At 60.2% G+C, this 17,539-nt stretch carries 13 protein-coding genes and 1 pseudogene; 1 reads left to right on the top strand and 13 read right to left on the bottom strand.

The features are described 5' to 3' along the window. Window positions 1-204: 204 nt before the first annotated feature. The 5 genes from IWY39_RS13820 to IWY39_RS13800 form a co-directional block, all read right to left on the bottom strand. Complete coding sequence (locus IWY39_RS13820) at window positions 205-1,407, bottom strand: tyrosine-type recombinase/integrase (protein ID WP_107126242.1); 1,203 nt, start codon at window positions 1,405-1,407, stop codon at window positions 205-207. Continuing rightward, window positions 1,404-2,717 carry a tyrosine-type recombinase/integrase gene (locus IWY39_RS13815; protein WP_231377528.1) on the bottom strand — a complete coding sequence of 438 codons (1,314 nt, stop codon included), beginning with the start codon at window positions 2,715-2,717 and terminating at the stop codon, window positions 1,404-1,406. The genes IWY39_RS13820 and IWY39_RS13815 overlap by 4 nt, the downstream gene beginning before the upstream one ends. Window positions 2,718-2,835: 118 nt before the next feature. Beyond that, on the bottom strand, window positions 2,836-3,249 hold the full coding sequence (locus IWY39_RS13810) for a hypothetical protein (RefSeq protein WP_107126241.1): 414 nt from the start codon (window positions 3,247-3,249) through the stop codon (window positions 2,836-2,838). Window position 3,250: 1 nt separating this feature from the next. Further along, window positions 3,251-6,625, bottom strand: a complete 3,375-nt coding sequence (locus IWY39_RS24455) for an RHS repeat-associated core domain-containing protein (protein ID WP_196871597.1) — start codon at window positions 6,623-6,625, stop codon at window positions 3,251-3,253. A 1,046-nt stretch (window positions 6,626-7,671) separates the two neighbouring features. Continuing rightward, complete coding sequence (locus IWY39_RS13800; RefSeq protein WP_107126239.1) at window positions 7,672-7,884, bottom strand: hypothetical protein; 213 nt, start codon at window positions 7,882-7,884, stop codon at window positions 7,672-7,674. A 1,024-nt stretch (window positions 7,885-8,908) separates the two neighbouring features. Between IWY39_RS13800 and IWY39_RS13795 the strand changes: the two genes are divergently transcribed. Next, window positions 8,909-9,241, top strand: coding sequence for a TrbC/VirB2 family protein (locus IWY39_RS13795; RefSeq protein WP_196871596.1), 333 nt, complete (start codon window positions 8,909-8,911; stop codon window positions 9,239-9,241). Window positions 9,242-9,328: 87 nt separating this feature from the next. Here IWY39_RS13795 and IWY39_RS13790 read toward each other — a convergent pair whose 3' ends face one another. The 8 genes and pseudogenes from IWY39_RS13790 to IWY39_RS13755 form a co-directional block, all read right to left on the bottom strand. Continuing rightward, window positions 9,329-9,838, bottom strand: coding sequence for a hypothetical protein (locus IWY39_RS13790; RefSeq protein ID WP_107126237.1), 510 nt, complete (start codon window positions 9,836-9,838; stop codon window positions 9,329-9,331). A 90-nt stretch (window positions 9,839-9,928) separates the two neighbouring features. After that, window positions 9,929-10,543, bottom strand: coding sequence for an RHS repeat domain-containing protein (locus IWY39_RS13785; protein WP_181316854.1), 615 nt, complete (start codon window positions 10,541-10,543; stop codon window positions 9,929-9,931). A gap of 70 nt (window positions 10,544-10,613) precedes the next feature. Then, entirely contained in the window at window positions 10,614-11,630 is a 1,017-nt protein-coding gene (gene virB11, locus IWY39_RS13780) for a P-type DNA transfer ATPase VirB11 (RefSeq protein WP_107126235.1), read from the bottom strand. Beyond that, window positions 11,627-12,700 (bottom strand): TrbI/VirB10 family protein, encoded by a 1,074-nt coding sequence (locus IWY39_RS24050; RefSeq protein WP_231377527.1) that lies wholly within the window; start codon window positions 12,698-12,700, stop codon window positions 11,627-11,629. Before IWY39_RS24050 ends, virB11 begins: the two co-directional genes overlap by 4 nt. After that, entirely contained in the window at window positions 12,697-13,383 is a 687-nt protein-coding gene (locus IWY39_RS13770; RefSeq protein WP_261376146.1) for a TrbG/VirB9 family P-type conjugative transfer protein, read from the bottom strand. Before IWY39_RS13770 ends, IWY39_RS24050 begins: the two co-directional genes overlap by 4 nt. Beyond that, window positions 13,380-14,180 carry a virB8 family protein gene (locus IWY39_RS13765; RefSeq protein ID WP_107126295.1) on the bottom strand — a complete coding sequence of 267 codons (801 nt, stop codon included), beginning with the start codon at window positions 14,178-14,180 and terminating at the stop codon, window positions 13,380-13,382. The genes IWY39_RS13770 and IWY39_RS13765 overlap by 4 nt, the downstream gene beginning before the upstream one ends. Further along, window positions 14,177-15,397, bottom strand: a complete 1,221-nt coding sequence (locus IWY39_RS13760; protein ID WP_107126294.1) for a type IV secretion system protein — start codon at window positions 15,395-15,397, stop codon at window positions 14,177-14,179. The genes IWY39_RS13765 and IWY39_RS13760 overlap by 4 nt, the downstream gene beginning before the upstream one ends. After that, window positions 15,397-17,457, bottom strand: a pseudogene (locus IWY39_RS13755) (VirB4 family type IV secretion/conjugal transfer ATPase); the annotation flags it as partial. The gene IWY39_RS13760 and the pseudogene IWY39_RS13755, both read right to left, overlap by 1 nt. Window positions 17,458-17,539: the final 82 nt, after the last annotated feature.

The raw sequence follows: 17,539 nt of genomic DNA, 5'->3' as shown, positions 1-17,539 counted from the left end.
GGCGCTAGGTCGGAATCCCCGCAAGAGTTATCATGCTCTGTTGCTTCGATGATCGCATTTACTTCTCGCCAGCGATACGGTCGCGTTCGTCTGTCGATTATGTTCCAAAGCATTGGCGAATGATATCGACCGATTCTGGGAACGACAACCTGAATGGCAAGCCTAAATTCCCTTGACCTGTTGTCCGGAGATTAAGACATTCCGCTATTGGGGGCCGATAAGACGTTCCACCGCATCCCCGATTTGCTGCGCGGCATCGAGCAAGTGCTCGTCATCGAGATGGGCATATCGGGCCGTCGATTGATGGTTTGCATGGCCGAGCAGCCGTCCGATCATGGGCAAGGTTTCCTTGCTCATCGCGGCATGGCTGGCGAACGTGTGGCGCAGGTCGTGGATGCGCAGTTTGCCAAGGTCGGCCCGTTGAAGGATCGTCCGCCAGAGATGCTGGATGCAGCTGATCGGCCTTCGATACTGGTAGTTCCAGAACAGCCAAGCGATCTTTGGGTGGCGCGGCAGACTGTCGATGACCTCACGCGCCGCAGAACCAAGCCAGACCGTGCGCGGGCCGGTCTTGCTGTCGCGCAGGAGCAGACGATTGCCCTTCACGTCCTGCCATTGGAGGGTGAGAATCTCGCGGTAGCGGCAGCCGGTCAGCAAGAGCAGCGTGATGACCGCGCACCCTGACCGGATCGTGAGATTGTCGCTGGCGCGCAGTTCGGCGAGCACATGGCCAAACCGCGTGAGTTCCTCGGTCGATAGAAACCGCTCGCACTGCCTGCGCTTGTTCGGCCTCACCGAGCGGCACGGATTGGTGTTTTCAAGCCGGGATCCCCAGACCTCGGCCTTGTTGAGCATGTTCTTGAGGATCTCGAGCGTGCGGTTCGCCGCGCCGGGACCGCTGCGGTTGTTGAGGTCCGCGAACCATTTGGTCACATGCTCTTCGTTCAGCTCGTCGATGAACACGCCCTTGAAGGCACCATCGAGATACTGGCGGCGATAGCCGACATGGGTGGCGAGCGTCGATGCCTTCCACTGCGGCGACCAGCGAGACCAATATTCCTCCAGAAAATCGTCAAACCGGGGAGCGGAGCGGATGCGCTTGCGGTCGGTTGCCGGATCGCGACCGACCTGCGCGTAGGCGATGACGCGCCGCGCGACCATCTGCGCTTGGTGACGGGTTAGGACCGAAGCCGGGCCGATGGTGACCGTCCGCAGCCTTCCCGCCATCCGCGTCTGCACGATGTAGACGTTGCGGCCACTGGGATAATGCCGGATGCCGAAGCCGTGCTCGATCCCGAGCCAAGTGGTAGAACGGGCCTTGCCCTTCGGCACGAGCAGGGAATTGATGTTCGCGCCGACTTCGGCGAGCGCCTCCTCGACGATCCGCTTGAGACTGGCGGCGGTCATGGATGCAACCCGATCGCTTGCGCCAGCGATCCGGCGATGCGGTCGGCGGCATCGCCGATCACCTCATCGGACAGATGGGCGTATTTGGCAGTCGTTTCCGGCAGGACATGTCCGAGCAGCCTGCCGATGGTCGCGAGTGGCACATTGTCCATGATCGCGGTTGAGGCGAAGCTATGCCGCAGGTCGTGAACGCGGACATCGGGCAAAGCGCAGCGCGCACGAAACGGGAGCCACCAGTTGTCGAAATTGAGTGGCCTTGTCCTGGAGCGGTTCGGGAAGACAAGCGTGGTGCCTTCGTGCCGCTCAATCCCTTCCAGCACTTCAAGCGCCTGGCTGTTAAGCCAGATCGTTTTTGCTCCGGTCTTGCTGTCCGGCAGGAGCAAGCGCGGCGGCTGCACCCACTCCCAGCGCAGATTCAGTATCTCGCCGACGCGCGCGCCTGTGAACAGGAGCAGCCGCGTGAGCGCAACCTGTGCGGGATAAGCTACCTCCTGCTCACGCAACGCCGCTCCAATCCGGCGGTAGTCTGCCGGCGTAAGGTATCGCTCTTTCGGCTCGCGCCAGTATCTCGGCATGCCTCGGCAAGGGTTGGAGCCCTTTCGCCGCAAGCGCAGCGCCTCGGCATATTTGAGCAGCGCTGCCAGGACCGGCAGGGCGCGATTGAACAACCCCTCCCGTGTGCCTGCGCAGTCGTCCCGCCAGCGGTGAATGTCGGCGGGAAGAATGTCCGCCACGCGCATCGCGCCGAAGGCCGGTGCAATGACAGTCTTCCAAGCGTTCCAGTTCCGCTTAGTCGTCGATGGTTTCCAGACCCGTGACAGGTCATCCCAATAAGTCTCGACGAAATCCGACAGGATCGGCGTCGCCTTGACCACTGCGCGCTTTGGGAGACCATCGAGCGCCACCTCGGCAAGCAATCGCCGGGCCTGTGCCCGGGCAAGCTCTGCCGCCAGTTCGTCAGATCGGCCCAATGTGATCCGGCGATGTTTGCCGCGATGGCGCAGACGAACGAACCAGTAGGTGTTGCCGGTCGGCCTGACGCGCAGGCCAAAGCCCGCAAGCTCCGTATCCCAGATGCAGTATTCCGTCTCGCGCAGCGGCAGCTTGCGCCGCGCAAAGTTACCATCGAGAAGTGCCCGGCGCCCGGGCTTTCGCCGCATGGGGACCATATGGCCATCGGCAATATCAAAACTGGGGTCGAAAGTCGCGGGCTTACGGTCATTTGCGGGGACCAGATGGCCTTCAACGGCATGCCCGCTGCCGAGCAGCCCCAGCATCTCGCGCACTGATTTTACGGCGTTTTTTCCCATGAACACAGCAGTACACTGCGTAGGGTGTGCATACTCAACCAACCTCTCAGCCTTGATCGCGACCGACCTGCCGCCCATCGATATGGCCTCAGTCAGCGGGTCCGGCGGGGCAAAGCTGCTATATGCAAATAGACAGCTTCACATCCGTTGGTCGATCATCAAGGGCATGCTCCGTCGGGTTGTTAAATTCCAGGGAGAACAACTGCCCGTTCACCAACCATGCAGTCCCTTCGTAGCTGATCTGATTGGCTCCAAAGAATGAGAACGTAGCCAACTTTCGTTCATCATCCTCAGCGATCAATCGGGTTGCCTCGTCAAATGCGGGCTTCCCGTTTTTGAGCGCGTAGGCGTTTACCTCCCGACCTCCATCGAGCCGTTGCACGAGGTTAATGCTCTCGACACGACGCCTCAGTCTGTCGGCTCGGTCCACATCAAGATGGCGTTCAACCTCATCCAGAAGTGCGGCTTCAAGGACACTAAAGCGAGGGGCTCCTTTACGCAGGAGCGAGGTGATCGACTGCAGGAACTTCATATTAACACCCCGCATTCGCCAATCCGGTCCCAGCAGCGCCCGCACCAGCAGCCGTTCCCTTCGCGGTGTTGGGTGTCCTGGTCCAAAGCTGGCTTGCCCGGTTAGGCATCGGATTAGCTGCCTTCCAAGACCTCGGCATAAACCGATACCGGAAAGGGTCTGACAGAGCATGCGTCGCTGTGGAGACGAAATTTCCATTCCAAATCGATCGAGCCCCTCCCATGCGAGCTGGTATGAAATGGGAAAACTCAAGGCCGCGTGCAGCGGCACCGGCGGCTCGAATGCCGCCCCCTACACCCGTAGCCAACAGAGCAACGCTACCCGTGATTTCACCCGCAGTATAAGCGGTAGAATTCATATCGACCGGGTCGATACCAAGGGCATCCCGCAATTCATCACCGAACCCAAGCAGGGCAACATCACCTGCACCCCACAGGAAATCTCTCACACTGCCTGAGCTACCATTCCCACAGTTATTTTGCGACGATTTTTCAAAGACTCTGGCACTCGGGATGGAGGGAATCCAATTGTAACTATAGGAGAATAACGGAGATCCGAGGTTAAAGGGTGGCGGTTCTGCCATTGCATTCAGCAGAGAATCTAACCCGAAAGCTTGGTTATTGCCCCCCGTTGGACCAGTGACGACAATGTCGCAATACACAGCGCCACAGCCATCGTCATATGCCGCGCCATTGTCCGGAGAGATCATCCCCAACCCGCTCGGATCGACCTTGTTCACGGGATCGTTTCCGGCATAGGCGTACATGTTCATGCCATCGCCATAGCCGATGGGATCGGTCTGCATGAAGCGTCCGAGCGTGGGTGAGTAGAAGCGCGCCTTGTAATAATACATGCCCAGTTCCGGGATCCAGGTCTGGCCAGTATATTGGAACCGGCCATTATTGCCACTGGCCGGGATGCCATATTCGTCATAGCTGTTGATCTGGAACATGTTGCCGGCGGCGTCGCTCATGGAGACGATGCTGCCACGTTCGTCGGCGTGCAGGAACCAGCGGTGCGCAAGGCCGGCTCCTTCATAACGTATGATCGGCTCATCGGCGCCGGGGCCATGCACGTAGCGGCGCAACACTGTGCCCGAACTGTCATATTCGCCGATAAGTTCGGTGCCGGCATAAAGGAAGCGGGTATTGGTCGAGGAACTGGTCACCTGGTAGAGGCGGCCAAGCGGGTCATAGCTGAGTGAGGCGTTGGGCCCGGAGGTAAGATAGTTTTCCGAATTGTAGCCATAGCTGGCGCCGCCGGAACTGGTGAGATTGCCGCGGGCGTCATAGCCAAGGCTCGTGGCGCCTGCGCTGGTATATTGATTGCGGCCGTTGGCGACATAGGTTCGGTCGGTGTTCACATGGCCTTGCCAGGAGAAGAGCGTGTTCGATGCAGTCCTTTGCGTGATCTGGCCAGCCGGGTTATATCCGAAGCTGAGGGACAGATCGTTGCCAGCGCCCGCCAGGTCCTGCGTCATGGCTGTAAGTCTGGAGCCCGCATCATAGCCATAATAGGTTGAGGCATTGGAGATGCGCCCTATGCTGGTGCGGCGGCCCAGATCGTCATAGGCGAAGGATGCGGTAATTCCGCTACTGTCATAGATGCCGCCCATCGCTCCGTTATTTTCGTAGCTATAGCTCACCTGGAACCCATCAGGCCATGTAATCCCGGTGCGATTGCCCGCCAGATCATATTGCATCTGGACGGTGCCAAGGGGGCCGCTCTGGCTGATATTCCGCCCGAGCGCATCATAGCCGAACGCCAGTATATTGCCGGTCTGGGAAGCCCCCGTCATGCGGCCCAGCAGATCGTAGCTGTAGCTCACATCGGGTTCACTGCCCGGACGATTCTTCAAGGTCAGCCGATTGAGATTGTCATAGCCAAGGCTGATTGACTGTCCATCGCGTAGCCGGACAGCGGTGATGTTGCTGTTGACATCATAGCTGTTCAGCGTGAAATCGGTTGTCGAACTGGTCCCGGCGCCCTTGGTCGAATTGGGGAATCGGGTCTTCAAGAGACGGTCGAACCCGTCATATTCATTGGTCGTCATATTGCCTTCGGCATCGGTCACGGTCTTGACCAGGCCGTTGTCGGTATAGGTGGCGTTGACATCATCGGCCTGCACCGACGTGCCATAGGCGGACTGGACCTTCTTCACCCGACCCAGTGCATCATATTCATTCCGGCTGATGCGGTCGGGGCCCAGGCTGCCCGCGGTGTTTGGCGTACAGTTGCCAGTCTGCGATCCCCATGCCGCGCTGTTCATCCGCTGCGCCGTGCATTCGATCCGTCCCAGCGCGTCATAGCTATATTGCGTCACGCTATAGGTGGAGCCGCCCGCGGTCAGCACGTCGCTGGTCTTGCGGGCATTGCCATCATAGGTGGACGCGGCCTGCTGCAGGCTCACGAAACTCGTCCAGTCGGTGTCGCTCGTGCCGTTCACCGTGCCAAGCTCTGTCAGCGTCACCTGATCAACGTCATTATAGGTGACGCGCTGCGCCATGCGCTTGCGCGGACCCGCCCCGTCGGGATCGGGTCCGATCGTGCGCGTGCGCCGCCGCGCAATGTCATAACGGTAATGGACCATGTCCGCTGTCCCCGGCAAGGGGCCGTCCACGGTCAGCAGATTGCCGACATTGTCGTAGGCCATCGCCGTGGTGGCGCTGATGCTGTTGTTCCCGGCCTTGACCGTGTAGGAAGCCGGCAGCAAATTGTTGGCTGTGCCGGCCGTCTGCGGACCATAGTCGATCGCCGTTAGCACTTCATCCGCCGTTCCAGCGCAGCTTGCGCCGGTCTGACACCGTGAAACGCTTGTCAGCAGGGAGATCGCCGCGCCCGATGCGACGATCGATCCCGCGCTGTTCTTGTAATAGGCCTGCTGGCTTGTGTAGCTGTAGCTGGTCTTGGGACCCGCGCCCGACCCGAAGGGCGCAAGTCCCGTCGGCGCGGGCTCGGTGACCGCCGTCAGGTTGCCGGTGACCGGGTCGTAGCTGAAGTCCGTCTGAAATCCCTTCGCATCCCTGACCCATTCAGGCTTGTTGCACTTGACCACATTGGTGCAACTGGGGGCATATCCCGCCGAGGTGACAATGTTGGGCAGAGTGCTTCCGGGCTTCGCGACGGAAACCTTCTGCGTCACATTGCCGCGCGCATCGTAGGAGATGACGTCGTAATTGCCCTCGGGATAGGTCACTTGCGTAATGCGGCCAGAACTGTCCTGCTGGTAGCTGGTCGTCTTGTTCAACGCGTCCTTGACGCTGAGCACCGTGCCGGTGCTCGTGTCGGCGGTGGTGGTGCGGATCGTGCCGTTGGGGCCGCTCACCACGCCGGTCAGCACCGTGCCGGACCGCGAGAATGCATAAGTGTAAGTCACCCCGTCCCTGGTCAGCGATGATACCCGCCCATTCGCATCATAGGATATCGACACATTGTTGGCGGAACTTCCCGGGCGTTTGATCCCGGACAGTCTCTTGTTCGAATCGACTGTGTAAATGGTCGCGTTCCCCAGCGGATCAGTAACTGTGGTGGAGGCACTAGTCATGGAGAAGCCAAGGGTTGGCCACGATTGCGTCAGCCCTAGGCAGCTGTCCGCTATTGGATTGCAGTAATCAATCGCATTGTTGATCGCCATGACGCCAGTTACCGCTCCGAACAGGGCGGGATCGGTAGGACTCGTCGTTGGAACGTTGCTGGCATACGTATATTTTAGCTGATAGCCACGATTGCTGACCACAGACTGGATTCGTATATACTTCCAACGAATAAATTGGGGAGCGGCGCCGGTATCAAAAGTATCTATTCTGTAATGTATATATAGAATTTCTCCATCCGGACGGGTTATCTTGGTCGCCAGGCCATCAACGCCTCCTTTGGCACCCACATACAAGTAGGCCCGATCGTAGAATGGTCCGTAAGGGCCGCTTGGAAGGGGTGGCCGTGGCAACGGTGAGATATCGATCTTGGTGCCGTCACGCATCGTATAAACGCCATTGGCATATGTTTCCCCCGAGCCGTCGGTTGCAACCCCGCCGCTGAAAGTCTTGCCGGAAGTTCCAATGACAAGTCCTCCCCCAGATTCGGCAATAACATAGTCATCGGAGGTGTAGTTCAAAACTGAATTCACGCCCGAGATATAGCCGGTGTAATTGAGACCATCTCGCCCCCCGATCGCCAGTCCGGCGGTCGGAACCTGTATTTTACCGGTTGCGATATTGACACCATTCTCGTCTACCGGTGTTCGCGACAGCGGAACGGGCGCGGGCGTTGTTTGTGCCTGCGCTGCGCTGTCGAGGGGGAGGCTGACGAGGACGCTAGCCGAAAGAAGCAAGCCAAGACGGCGCAAGCGAACGGTTTCGCGCATATTCAATCCCCCGTATAATATTGTTGATGCTGAAGGTCGGCTGCTGCCGGAAGGCGCGATTAACTTGACGATCCAGTGGTCTTGACGCTGTTCCTGTTGTCGACCCTGTCGTGCCAATATTCCGTCTTCACGCCGTTGTTGACTGCGCCCGCATGCTCGACCTTCGTGACGCGTCCTCTGGCGTCATAGGTATAGGTTATGACTTCATTGGCAGCGGCCGGACAGGTCGCCGACAGGAGCGCGAGACCGCATATCGCCGAAATGTTGCGCATCCAACCCCTCCTGGTCGATTAAGATAGCGCAATCATTTTGGAGAACTGGCGCCATGTCAATATCCATGGCGATATTTATTCTGAAGCCAGCGCCCGGCGCGCAGAATATTTGGATGCGGAGCATGAATTCTGGAAAGTTTACATATTATACGTATATTTGCGCCTCTTTTCGACGGGAATTACACGTCCTCAGGCAGGATTGAACCGGGATGATCACGGAACCCCTCCAGTCATGATAGCGCGATCATTTTTGTAAGGCATGCTGCGCCAAAACTCAGCTGTTGATTGAGACTGGTGAAACGGATTGACGCTGAGCCATGCTGGTTCCAACGCCCAGTTCTTCTGACATGTTCGACGGGCGTGATGCCCCCCCCGCGCGTCGTGAGCCGCTGATCGCGCCGCCGCATGCTGTCAGCCTATCTGAACTCGTTCCACTGGCTTTATTTTCGGGCGAGGCGGCTGGGGGCTCGGCAGGTGACTATTTGCCACGCTGCCCGGGCGACAGAAATGCTCATTCTGGTCGGCGGCGATCCCACCAGGATCCGCTCTCAAGCGGCAAGACCTACCGCGTCCGTTTCAACCGTGGCGGAAATCGGCAAGCCAATGCCGCGCCGTCGGGCCGCAATCGCTCGGACGCGCAACCATCCTTCGACGCTTGCCTATGTCAGCAAACGAAAAATGAAAGGAAAGAGAAATCGGGAGATTATACGCTGCCTCAAGCGATTGATCGTCCGGGGAATCTATACCCCCTGTGTCGCCCAAAAGCATCTCCGACGAGCGCTTGGCAAATATGGGAGCCTCAATGCCGTCACCGAAAACTTCTCCTCGTCGTTCAAGCGCGAGCCCATGCAAAGGAACATTTCTGGCAAGGCAATGCGATCCTCGACAAACAATGTCGTCCCGTTTTACATGGTAGGGTCGACACAAAGGCGAAGCTCTCTACGAAAGGATGTTGGCCCATGGTCATCGGCTCAACTCTCCTTTCATGTTTCGCCCCTCTGCTTGCCTTGAGCGAACTGCGGCCATGAATACACCCAGCCTGTCAGGCGCCGTCCAATGGATCGAGAGCCTGATGTTCGGCTCGCTCGCGACCATCGCCGCGACGCTGGCTGTGGCGGTCATTGGCTTGCTACTGCTTGATGGACGGACGGACTGGCGGCACGGAGCACGCACGATCATTGGCTGCTTCCTGATTTTCGGCGCACCTCTTATCGCTGCGGGCTTACTCTTACCGACAAATGCCAACGCGCCGAATATGTCTCGTTTGGCTGTCGAGGCGGAAGTGCCTCCTCCACCGCCCCGCGCACCACAACAATATGACCCATATGCAGGTGCCGCGCTTCCTGCGAATTGGTGATCCCGAGCGGCCATTGGCCAGTTCTGTTATGCTATGCCTGTCTATTGCGCTTGCTGTTCCATCGGACAGCAAGCGCAAGGCCCCCGCTCAGTGGCCTCCCGTATTGGTCGCCCATACAACCCTGTCGTCAAGATCATAGATAACAAGATTTCCGTCATTCTGTAATGCCAGCCGAGCACCGATTGCGTTGGTTGCACTATTCCAGACGGGGCCTGATGGGCCATAGGTTACGAGATTGCCGTCGGACTGGAAGTAGGTTGTAAAATTGCTGCCGAACGTACCACTTGCCCATAGTGCCGCCCCAGCGAAATATAACACCAGATTGCCGTCGCCCTGCTGCGCAAGAACGAACCTGCCATCAGGTGAACTTATGTGCTGCCCGGCCGAGATCTGAACTATCTCGTTAGTCGCTTGATAATTAACCCGATTGTCTGCAGCATCGTATGACGTTCGAACTGCATTTCCGTTATTTACGTTGCCCGAAACTCCACTCCCGACCAGTCGGCCTCGGGCGTCATAGACGTATCGGGTCGTCACCTGAGCGATGCCGGGTGCGGCCATCATCACCATCAATGCCACCAGTCCGATCTTCCTCATAAGGCCTCCGCTGCTAAAACATGTTTGCTGACTATCATCGACGCCAGGAATCGGCCATCGCGTCACTCAAGAGCAGTTTGCCCCCACAGCTCAATAATATCCAATCCGGTCGACATTAATGTGTGCCTTGGCGGTGAACCAGGTTCTCAGCTCTATTGAATGACCAGCGCTGCCCGCGCTCAATGTGAACGGCAATTCAAAGATTTGATAGGTCATCGGCCCTACAAAGGACGAACGTACGACATTCATGACTGCCAGAGTCTGGCCCGCAGTGGAATCATAGACGTCGATCGTGGCTACAATCTCAGACTGCTGAACCGATATGACGTCGGTCATCATTCGCCACACGCCAACACGATTTCCAGTGGGGATGGCGGTCGTGTAGGGACCATAGGTCAGATGACCAGGGCCGCCGCTGGTATCTGCCGCCCATCCGCCATTTGGTGCGGCATAGCCGATGATATGAGGAAGCGCCGTAGCTGCCCAACTGCTATCCATCTGCCTTTGCACGTTGACGGACGACCGATTGTTGGCCTGATCATAATAATACTTGGTCAGCGCGCCTCTGCCCGCCTGGACGGACGTCAGTCGTCCAAGAGCGTCATATTGCATGACATCGGCGGATGCCTGGGCAAGAGCATGGCCGGGGCCAATACTCAGAATTAGCGCCGGGCTTGATAATATAAGCGAGAAAAATTTCTTCATATACACCCCCGATTTCGCAGGAAGCCGCCCTACAGTCTCGCGTCCCATTTTTGATGGCCAGGTTGAAATGCTATGATGGATTCGCGACGTCTCCCTTGCTGGCGATTGTACGCACAACCCGTTTCCCGCCCCGCCGCTCCAATTGCACAAACAGGTCGACCGTCCCGCGAATATAGTGGGCGACATCCTCCCGGCTCAGCCGCGTGCCGGACTGGAGTATGATGAGGGCAAGCTGCTCGATCGCCTTGGCCGGACTGTCGGCATGGATGGTGGTCATAGAGCCTGGATGCCCGGTGTTGATCGCGCGCAGAAAGGTATAGGCCTCGTTGCCCCGCAATTCGCCCAGGATGATCCGGTCTGGCCGCATCCGCAGCGACGCCTGGAGCAGATCATCAGCCGTCACCCGCGCTTCCCCAAGCTCTCCCTTAACCGCCACCAGGCCGATGGCGTTGGCATGGCTGAGCTGGAGTTCGGGCGTATCCTCGATCAGGATCAGCCGTTCGTGATCGGGGATCTCGCGCATCAGGGCGTTGAGGAAGGTGGTCTTGCCGGTCGAGGTGCCGCCTGAAATCAGGATCGTCCTGCGCTGCCGCACCGCCTCGGCCAGCAGCGCAGCGGGGCTGGCGTTGTCGGTGGAAGGCTCGTCGCGGGCTTGCTCATCCAGCCCTGCAAACGCGCCGCTACTGGCATAATCGTCCAGCGTCAGATCTGCCGACACGTGGCGGCGGATCGCCATCGCCAACGGCCCCCTGGTCGCGGGCGGCGCGACGATCTGCACGCGCGACCCGTCAGGCAGGCGAGCCGAGAGCAGCGGATGCTCGCGGTTGATCCCTTGGTGGGAGAGGCTGGCAATCTGGCGGGCAAGCCGCCACAGGCCCGCTTCGGTCAGGGTCGGCACCCCCTGCCATTCGATGCCGCCGCCCAGACGCTCGATCCATATTTCACCAGGATGATTGATATAGATGTCGGTGACATCGGGCTGGACAAGGACCGACGAGATAGGCGCCAGATAGGCGTCGAGGAATGGAAAGTCGGACGGCGGTGAACCCTGGGTTCCGTCCGGCACCGGCTTGACGTGGCCGGTCATGGACGCAGGCCCGCGCCGCTAAAATCCAGGTCCCTTGCCACGAACACCGATATTTCAGCGCCCGATCCGACCTTGATCGTGGGTGCCTGATCGAGGTTGGGCAAGAGATTTTGTCCGGTCGCCCCGATCTGGCCCGGCAAGCCCACGATCACGGAATTGCTTCGGGGGCGCGATGCGATGTTGACGCCGATGGTGAGTGCGGATTGCAGCACGGCATTGCCGAACCGCTCGAAGAAATGATTATTGACCTTGCCCCGGATCCCCGCGCCGCCCAGCACGTCGGCGGCAGGCGAGCCAATGCGGATCGCGACGCCGTCGGGCCGGATCAGCCGGGTCCATGTGACGAGGACACGGCTCTGCCCTGCCTTCATGTCGCCTGCTGCCTCACCGATCAGACGGCTACCGCGCGGGATGAGGACGCGGGTGCCATCAAAGCCGCGTGCATCGCGTGACACAACCGCCCTGACGAGCCCTGGACGGCGACTGTCGATCGGGGTTTCGAGAACCGCGCTGATCATCGCCCCCTGCGGCACAAGACTGGAACGGTTACGAATGACGCTGGCGCGCACAGCCTGATCGTCGCCTGCCGCGCCAGCGGCGTCCGCGCTATTTCCACCGCCATCGGCAGATGCCAGGTCAATGATGAGGGGAGACGCCTGCCCCGATGATGCTGGCGCGCGAGCGGGAGAAGCGTCTGGCATTGGCGGCTGCGCCATGGCCATTGGCGGCGCGTAGCTTGGCGGAGGTGAAGAGGATTGCCTCACTGCCGGCACTGGTGGTGTGAGAACCGGCGTGATCGGCGCAGCCGCGACCGGTTCGGGGTCGACCGGCGCTAGCGGTATCGCCAGGGGCTGTGGTGACATGATAGCTGCCTGGCTTGGCTGCCCTTTGGCCGCATCGGCTTCTTTCCCACGCCGGTTGGCGTCGAGGATGAAGAAGAGCCCGATCCCGATGACCGCGCACAAAAGGGCGATGCCTGCGCCTGACAGGCCTGCCCGCGGCATGGCCACGACTGGCCTCACATCCCGCTGATCGAGATCGTCCCTTGGGTCATCCGCCTCGACGCTCATGATGCCCCCCTGCCCGTTTGACGGGTCGCGACAGCCTTGCGCTTACCCGCGCGAAAGATGAAGCGCGACGCGATCGCATCGACGACAAACGCACCATCGCGCATCGCGCCGTTGATCAGCGTCTCCTGTCCCTGTGCATCGACCGCATAGATGGCAGGAATAGCAACTTCGGCTGGCCAGTTGATGGTCGTTGCCAGGCCATCGTCGGACATGGCGCTGGGGATCAGTTCCTTCGCGCCGCGCACGCGATAGGACGCGCGCGCCTCGCTGATCACCGTGGGCGGAGCCATGTCGATCCCGGCATAGCGAAAGCGCACGACATAGGGGCTGACTCCCATCATCTGCCCGGATGGCGAGAGGATGAAGCTGTAACGCCGCGCATCGGTCAAGACGATGAGGTTGGTCTCGCTGGCCCCTTCGGTCGGCTTGATGAACAGATGGTCGGCACGCTTGTTGGGCGTCACCTGCCAACCGCCGCTCTCGCCTATTGCAACATTCTCGATCCGCTCGTCGGCGGCAAATTCCAGGCTGAGCGTATAGCCTGCCGCGAGGCTCAGGCGAACGACCTGATCGGCATCATAATCGACCGTCTGGATACGGGGATCGCCGGGAGAAGGCTGCGGGACGACCTCCGCCGTCGCTGAGGTTGCCACCAATAGCAGGGCGAGAAAGAGCCGCTTCACTGCTGCGTCGTCCTGGGCGCGATTGGACTGGCGGGCATTGCGGTTGGTGGAGCCGTCAGGGTCTGCGCTGGGGCTGACAGCGTGACCGGCGCAGGATCAGGCAGCGCTTCCTGATCGCGGCGATAGTGCAGCACCTGGAAGCCGAGCGGATTGATCAGCCGATCTTCCATCGACATCGGCGCATCGACAAAGCGGTAGCGCACGACCGACACCCATGCATCGCGCGGCCCCTCGACCTGACCCTGATCCTTGCGCTCGGTCTCGAACCGCACCAGCGCGGTGCCGGGGCCAAGCGGCGATACGCTCTTGATATGGACCGCAAGCACTGTCGTGCGCCGAAAGCGCTGGAACGGGCTGGCAGGATTGGAAGCGGGCATCATCGCCAGATAGTCGCTGCGCGCCCGCTGGGCCGACCACAGACCGACCTTGCGATAATCGGCAGGCACGCTGGTAATATCAAACCCTTCGCGCGCGATCACATATTGCGCGAGCAGCGACTGGGTGAGAGCCTGATCGGGAACCAGCGTCTGGCGATCATCGCCTTTGAGCATCTGGACATAGCCGGTCGTGCGATCGACCAGCAGCGTATAAGGCACCACGGTCTTGAGCGGGATCATCAGCGCGATGGCGACCGCCTCGAACAGGGCGACGCCGCAGGCAATGCCCGCAACGAGCCAGGCGATACGCCGGGACAGGCGCAGCTTTTCCTGCCCGTCCTCCGCCCAACTGGCGGCGCGGGCATAATAAGTGTCGCGGTCGGTAACGGGCGCGTCGCCAGCCAAGCTCTTATCCTTCATATCGTGCCGTTCCGCTGGCTCATACTCTTGCTTCTGCGCATACTGGTCGAACGCCTGTGGCTTTGTCCGAGGGGTGTCGCTTGGATGGTAACAACCGCTCGTTCGGGGTTCTCATTCTGCTGCGAGATCTCCAGCCTGCGGTGGCCAAGAGCAGGGGCGTTCCCCTGATCGTCGCTGATCCTGATCGCATCGGCAATCAGTGCTGCACGGGAACGGCTTTCCTCCGGGTTGTCGCTGCGGGACGCAACCGACTGCGCCATTTGCGTCTGCGCCACGGTTCGCCATTGCTGGACCAATTGTGCGCCGACCGCTACGCTGCGTCCCACGAAGCGAAAGCCGCCGCCGATCCGCAAAGAGACCACAAGCGCAACCAGCAGTGCAAGGGTGAAGATCAGAACCGTCGCCAGCACTTCGCCAGGAAGCAGGACCGGCAATGTGCCGACCGTCATGGCCTCGATCAGCGCGGACAGTTGTGGTTCGATGATCGACATCTCGATACCGAGCAGCACGCCGGTGGTCGTGCTGGCGACCGCTGTGCCCAGCAAGGCCCGCACCCAGCCTTCAAACAGGCCGCGCGTCGTATCGAAGAGCAGGCAGGCGAAAAAAAGCGGCCCAAGCGCCAGCAGCAATCCGGCGATCAATCGCACCGTGATGAGGATCGCAAGGCCTGATACGAGCAGCGCAATACCTGCTGCCATCAACACAGGATTGCCTGCCAGCGAGAAGGGCAGTTTTTGCTGCGGGACTGGACCGTCTGCGCCTTGCTGTGGCGCAGATGGCGGGGCGAGGCTTGGCGATGGGCGCGTCACCTCGGCTATGGCCTGATAGCTGGTCTGCAATCGCGCGGGAAAGCTACGGCCCGATCCACCGCCAGCGCCTGGCAGCAGGGCGGTCAACTCCTGAGGCGCTTCCACGGTCAGGCCATAGACGATAGTGCGATAAGCGGGCCATTGGGTCGCGAAGGCCAGCACCAGCCCGATCCTGGCCGCCAGCAGCACGCCATCACGGACATGCAACTGATCGCCCAGCAGCAGGCGGTAGCCCTGGAAGGCGATGAGGATCGTCAGCAGTCCGCCCAGTGCGATGATGACCGGCGAATTGCTGGCCGAGAGCGCCGCATAGCCGCCTTCGCCCAACAGTTTCGCCTGGCAGTCGATGTAACTGGTGAGCGCCATGGCATAGCCCTGCGCAGCATCGAAGGGCGCGCAACTCTCCATCAGGCGACCTTGAGCAACCGGGGCAGCCAGTCGTCGGGATCATCGCCGACCTGCGCACGGATGTCATCGAGCAGACGCACCGTGCGTTCGCGGCCTGACAATATGGTGAGGATATCGCTTTCGCCGCCCAGGTTGAGACGCGCCACCACGCTGTCATTACCATGCTTGATCAGGAAGCAATGGGCGCTGTCGGGCAGGCTGCGGATAAGATCATATTCATGGGAGGTGAGCCCGAACCCGTCGCAATAATCCTCGCGCCTCGCCTTGGCGTTGGCCATGAATATCTGGGTTGCCGCCTGCTCGACGATGGCGCTGGCGATCTTGCTGGACAAAGCATCTTCCGCGCTCTGCGTCGCAAAGCCGACAATGCCGTTGCGCTTTCGGATCGTCTTTTCCCAATCCTTTATCTTCTGGACGAAAATATCATCATCGAGCGCTTTCCAGCCTTCATCGATCACGATGATGGCAGGCGTGCCGTCTAGCCGTTCTTCGACGCGGTGGAAGAGATACATCATCGCCGGCGTGCGCAATGTCGGCGTATCCAATATCCGGGTCATGTCGAACCCGACCGTCTGCGCGGCGATGTCGGTGCGATCCTCGGCATTGTCGAACAGCCAGGCATGTTCGCCCTCGCCCCACCAGGGACGCAGGCGCGACCACAGGTCATTGGCATGGGGACGTTCGCTGCCCCGGAACAGTTGCGCGAAATAGCGCAGGCGGCGATGGGCATGGGGCGCACCATAGCTCGCATCGACCGCTTCCTGGATCCGGTGCAGTTCCTCCGGCGTCAGCGGTTCGCCGGGACGGGCAACCAGGCGGCCGATCCAGTCGATCAGGAAGCGGCGGTTCTCGGGTGTGTCATCGATCTGGAGCGGATTGAGCGCTGCGGCCATGCCTGGGCGCAATATGTCATAGACCCCGCCAATCGCGCGGATGAACAGTTCCGCGCCGCGATCCTTGTCGAAGAAGATGATGCGCGGGGAAAATTTGCGCGCCTGCGCCAGCAGGAAGTTGAGTACCACTGTCTTGCCCGACCCCGAAGGGCCGATGATGGTGAAGTTACCCAGATCGCCCTGGTGGAAGTTGAAATGATAGGGACCAGCAGCGGTTGATTCCAGGATGGTGACCGCATCGCCCCAATGATTGCCGGTGGCTCGACCGCTTGGAAAATTATGGCAGCTGGCGAGGCTGGCGAAGTTGCGCGACGAGATCAGCGCGCGCCGGGCGACATAGGGGAAGTTCCCCGGAAACTGCGCCCACCAGGCCGCTTCAAGGCCAATCTCTTCGCGCACGGCTATCAGGCCAAGATCGGTGAGGGTTGATTGCACTTCGGCAACATGGCCATCGACCGCCGCCATATCGGTGCCGCGCACCGCAATGGTCAGATGATGCTCGCCAAAGGCGGCGCGACCTCCCGCGAGGTCATCCTTCGCTCCGCTGAGCGACTGGCGCAGACTGATCGCTTCATCGTCGGTTGCGCGCATCCGGCGCAAGGCAAGGTTCATCCGGCCAAGCCCTGCCTGCCGATCGACAAAGCCAAAACTCTGGCTTACCACCAGTTCGACCGGCAGGCGCAGCAGATCATCGAGCATACCGGGCGTCGTCTGGCCTGGATAATCCTTGATCGAGAGCATCGCCTGGAACTCGCGGGGCAGGTCGGCGGCGGCTCCCAGTTCGACCATGTCCTGGCCAAAGCTGATCCGGCGGTAGGGCAGATACTCGCCGACATCACCCTCAGGCAGTCGAACCGGGCGCATGTCGCCATTGAGGATCATCGAGAGAAATTCCAGCGGTTCCGAACAGGGACCGTGGAGCGTGTCGTAGGCGCTCAAGATACGCGGCTTGTAATGGCCCAGCGCAGCCACGACCTGGTCGCTGGCAGCATCGAGCGCGCGCAGGTCGGTTGCGCGATCCGCGACATCGGAAGTTCCGCCAAGGAATTTGCGGGACAGTCGGTCGGCGGTACCGCTGCGTCCCTGCATGGGACGGCGCACGATCGTCAGGAACAGGTCGTTGACATAGAGGCTGCGTGTGCCGAGCCGCGCACGCCATGCTGCATCCTGCGTATTTCGCAAAAGTCGGACAGCTGCTTCGCTAAATCCCGGACAAGCGCTTCAGTAAATCCGGGACAGCTGGTGTAGG

This window comes from Sphingobium sp. JAI105, assembly GCF_015752145.1.
Taxonomy (GTDB): Bacteria; Pseudomonadota; Alphaproteobacteria; order Sphingomonadales; family Sphingomonadaceae; genus Sphingobium; species Sphingobium xenophagum.
Note: the sequence above shows the minus strand (reverse complement) of the source record. Positions and strands in the feature narration are given on the sequence as shown.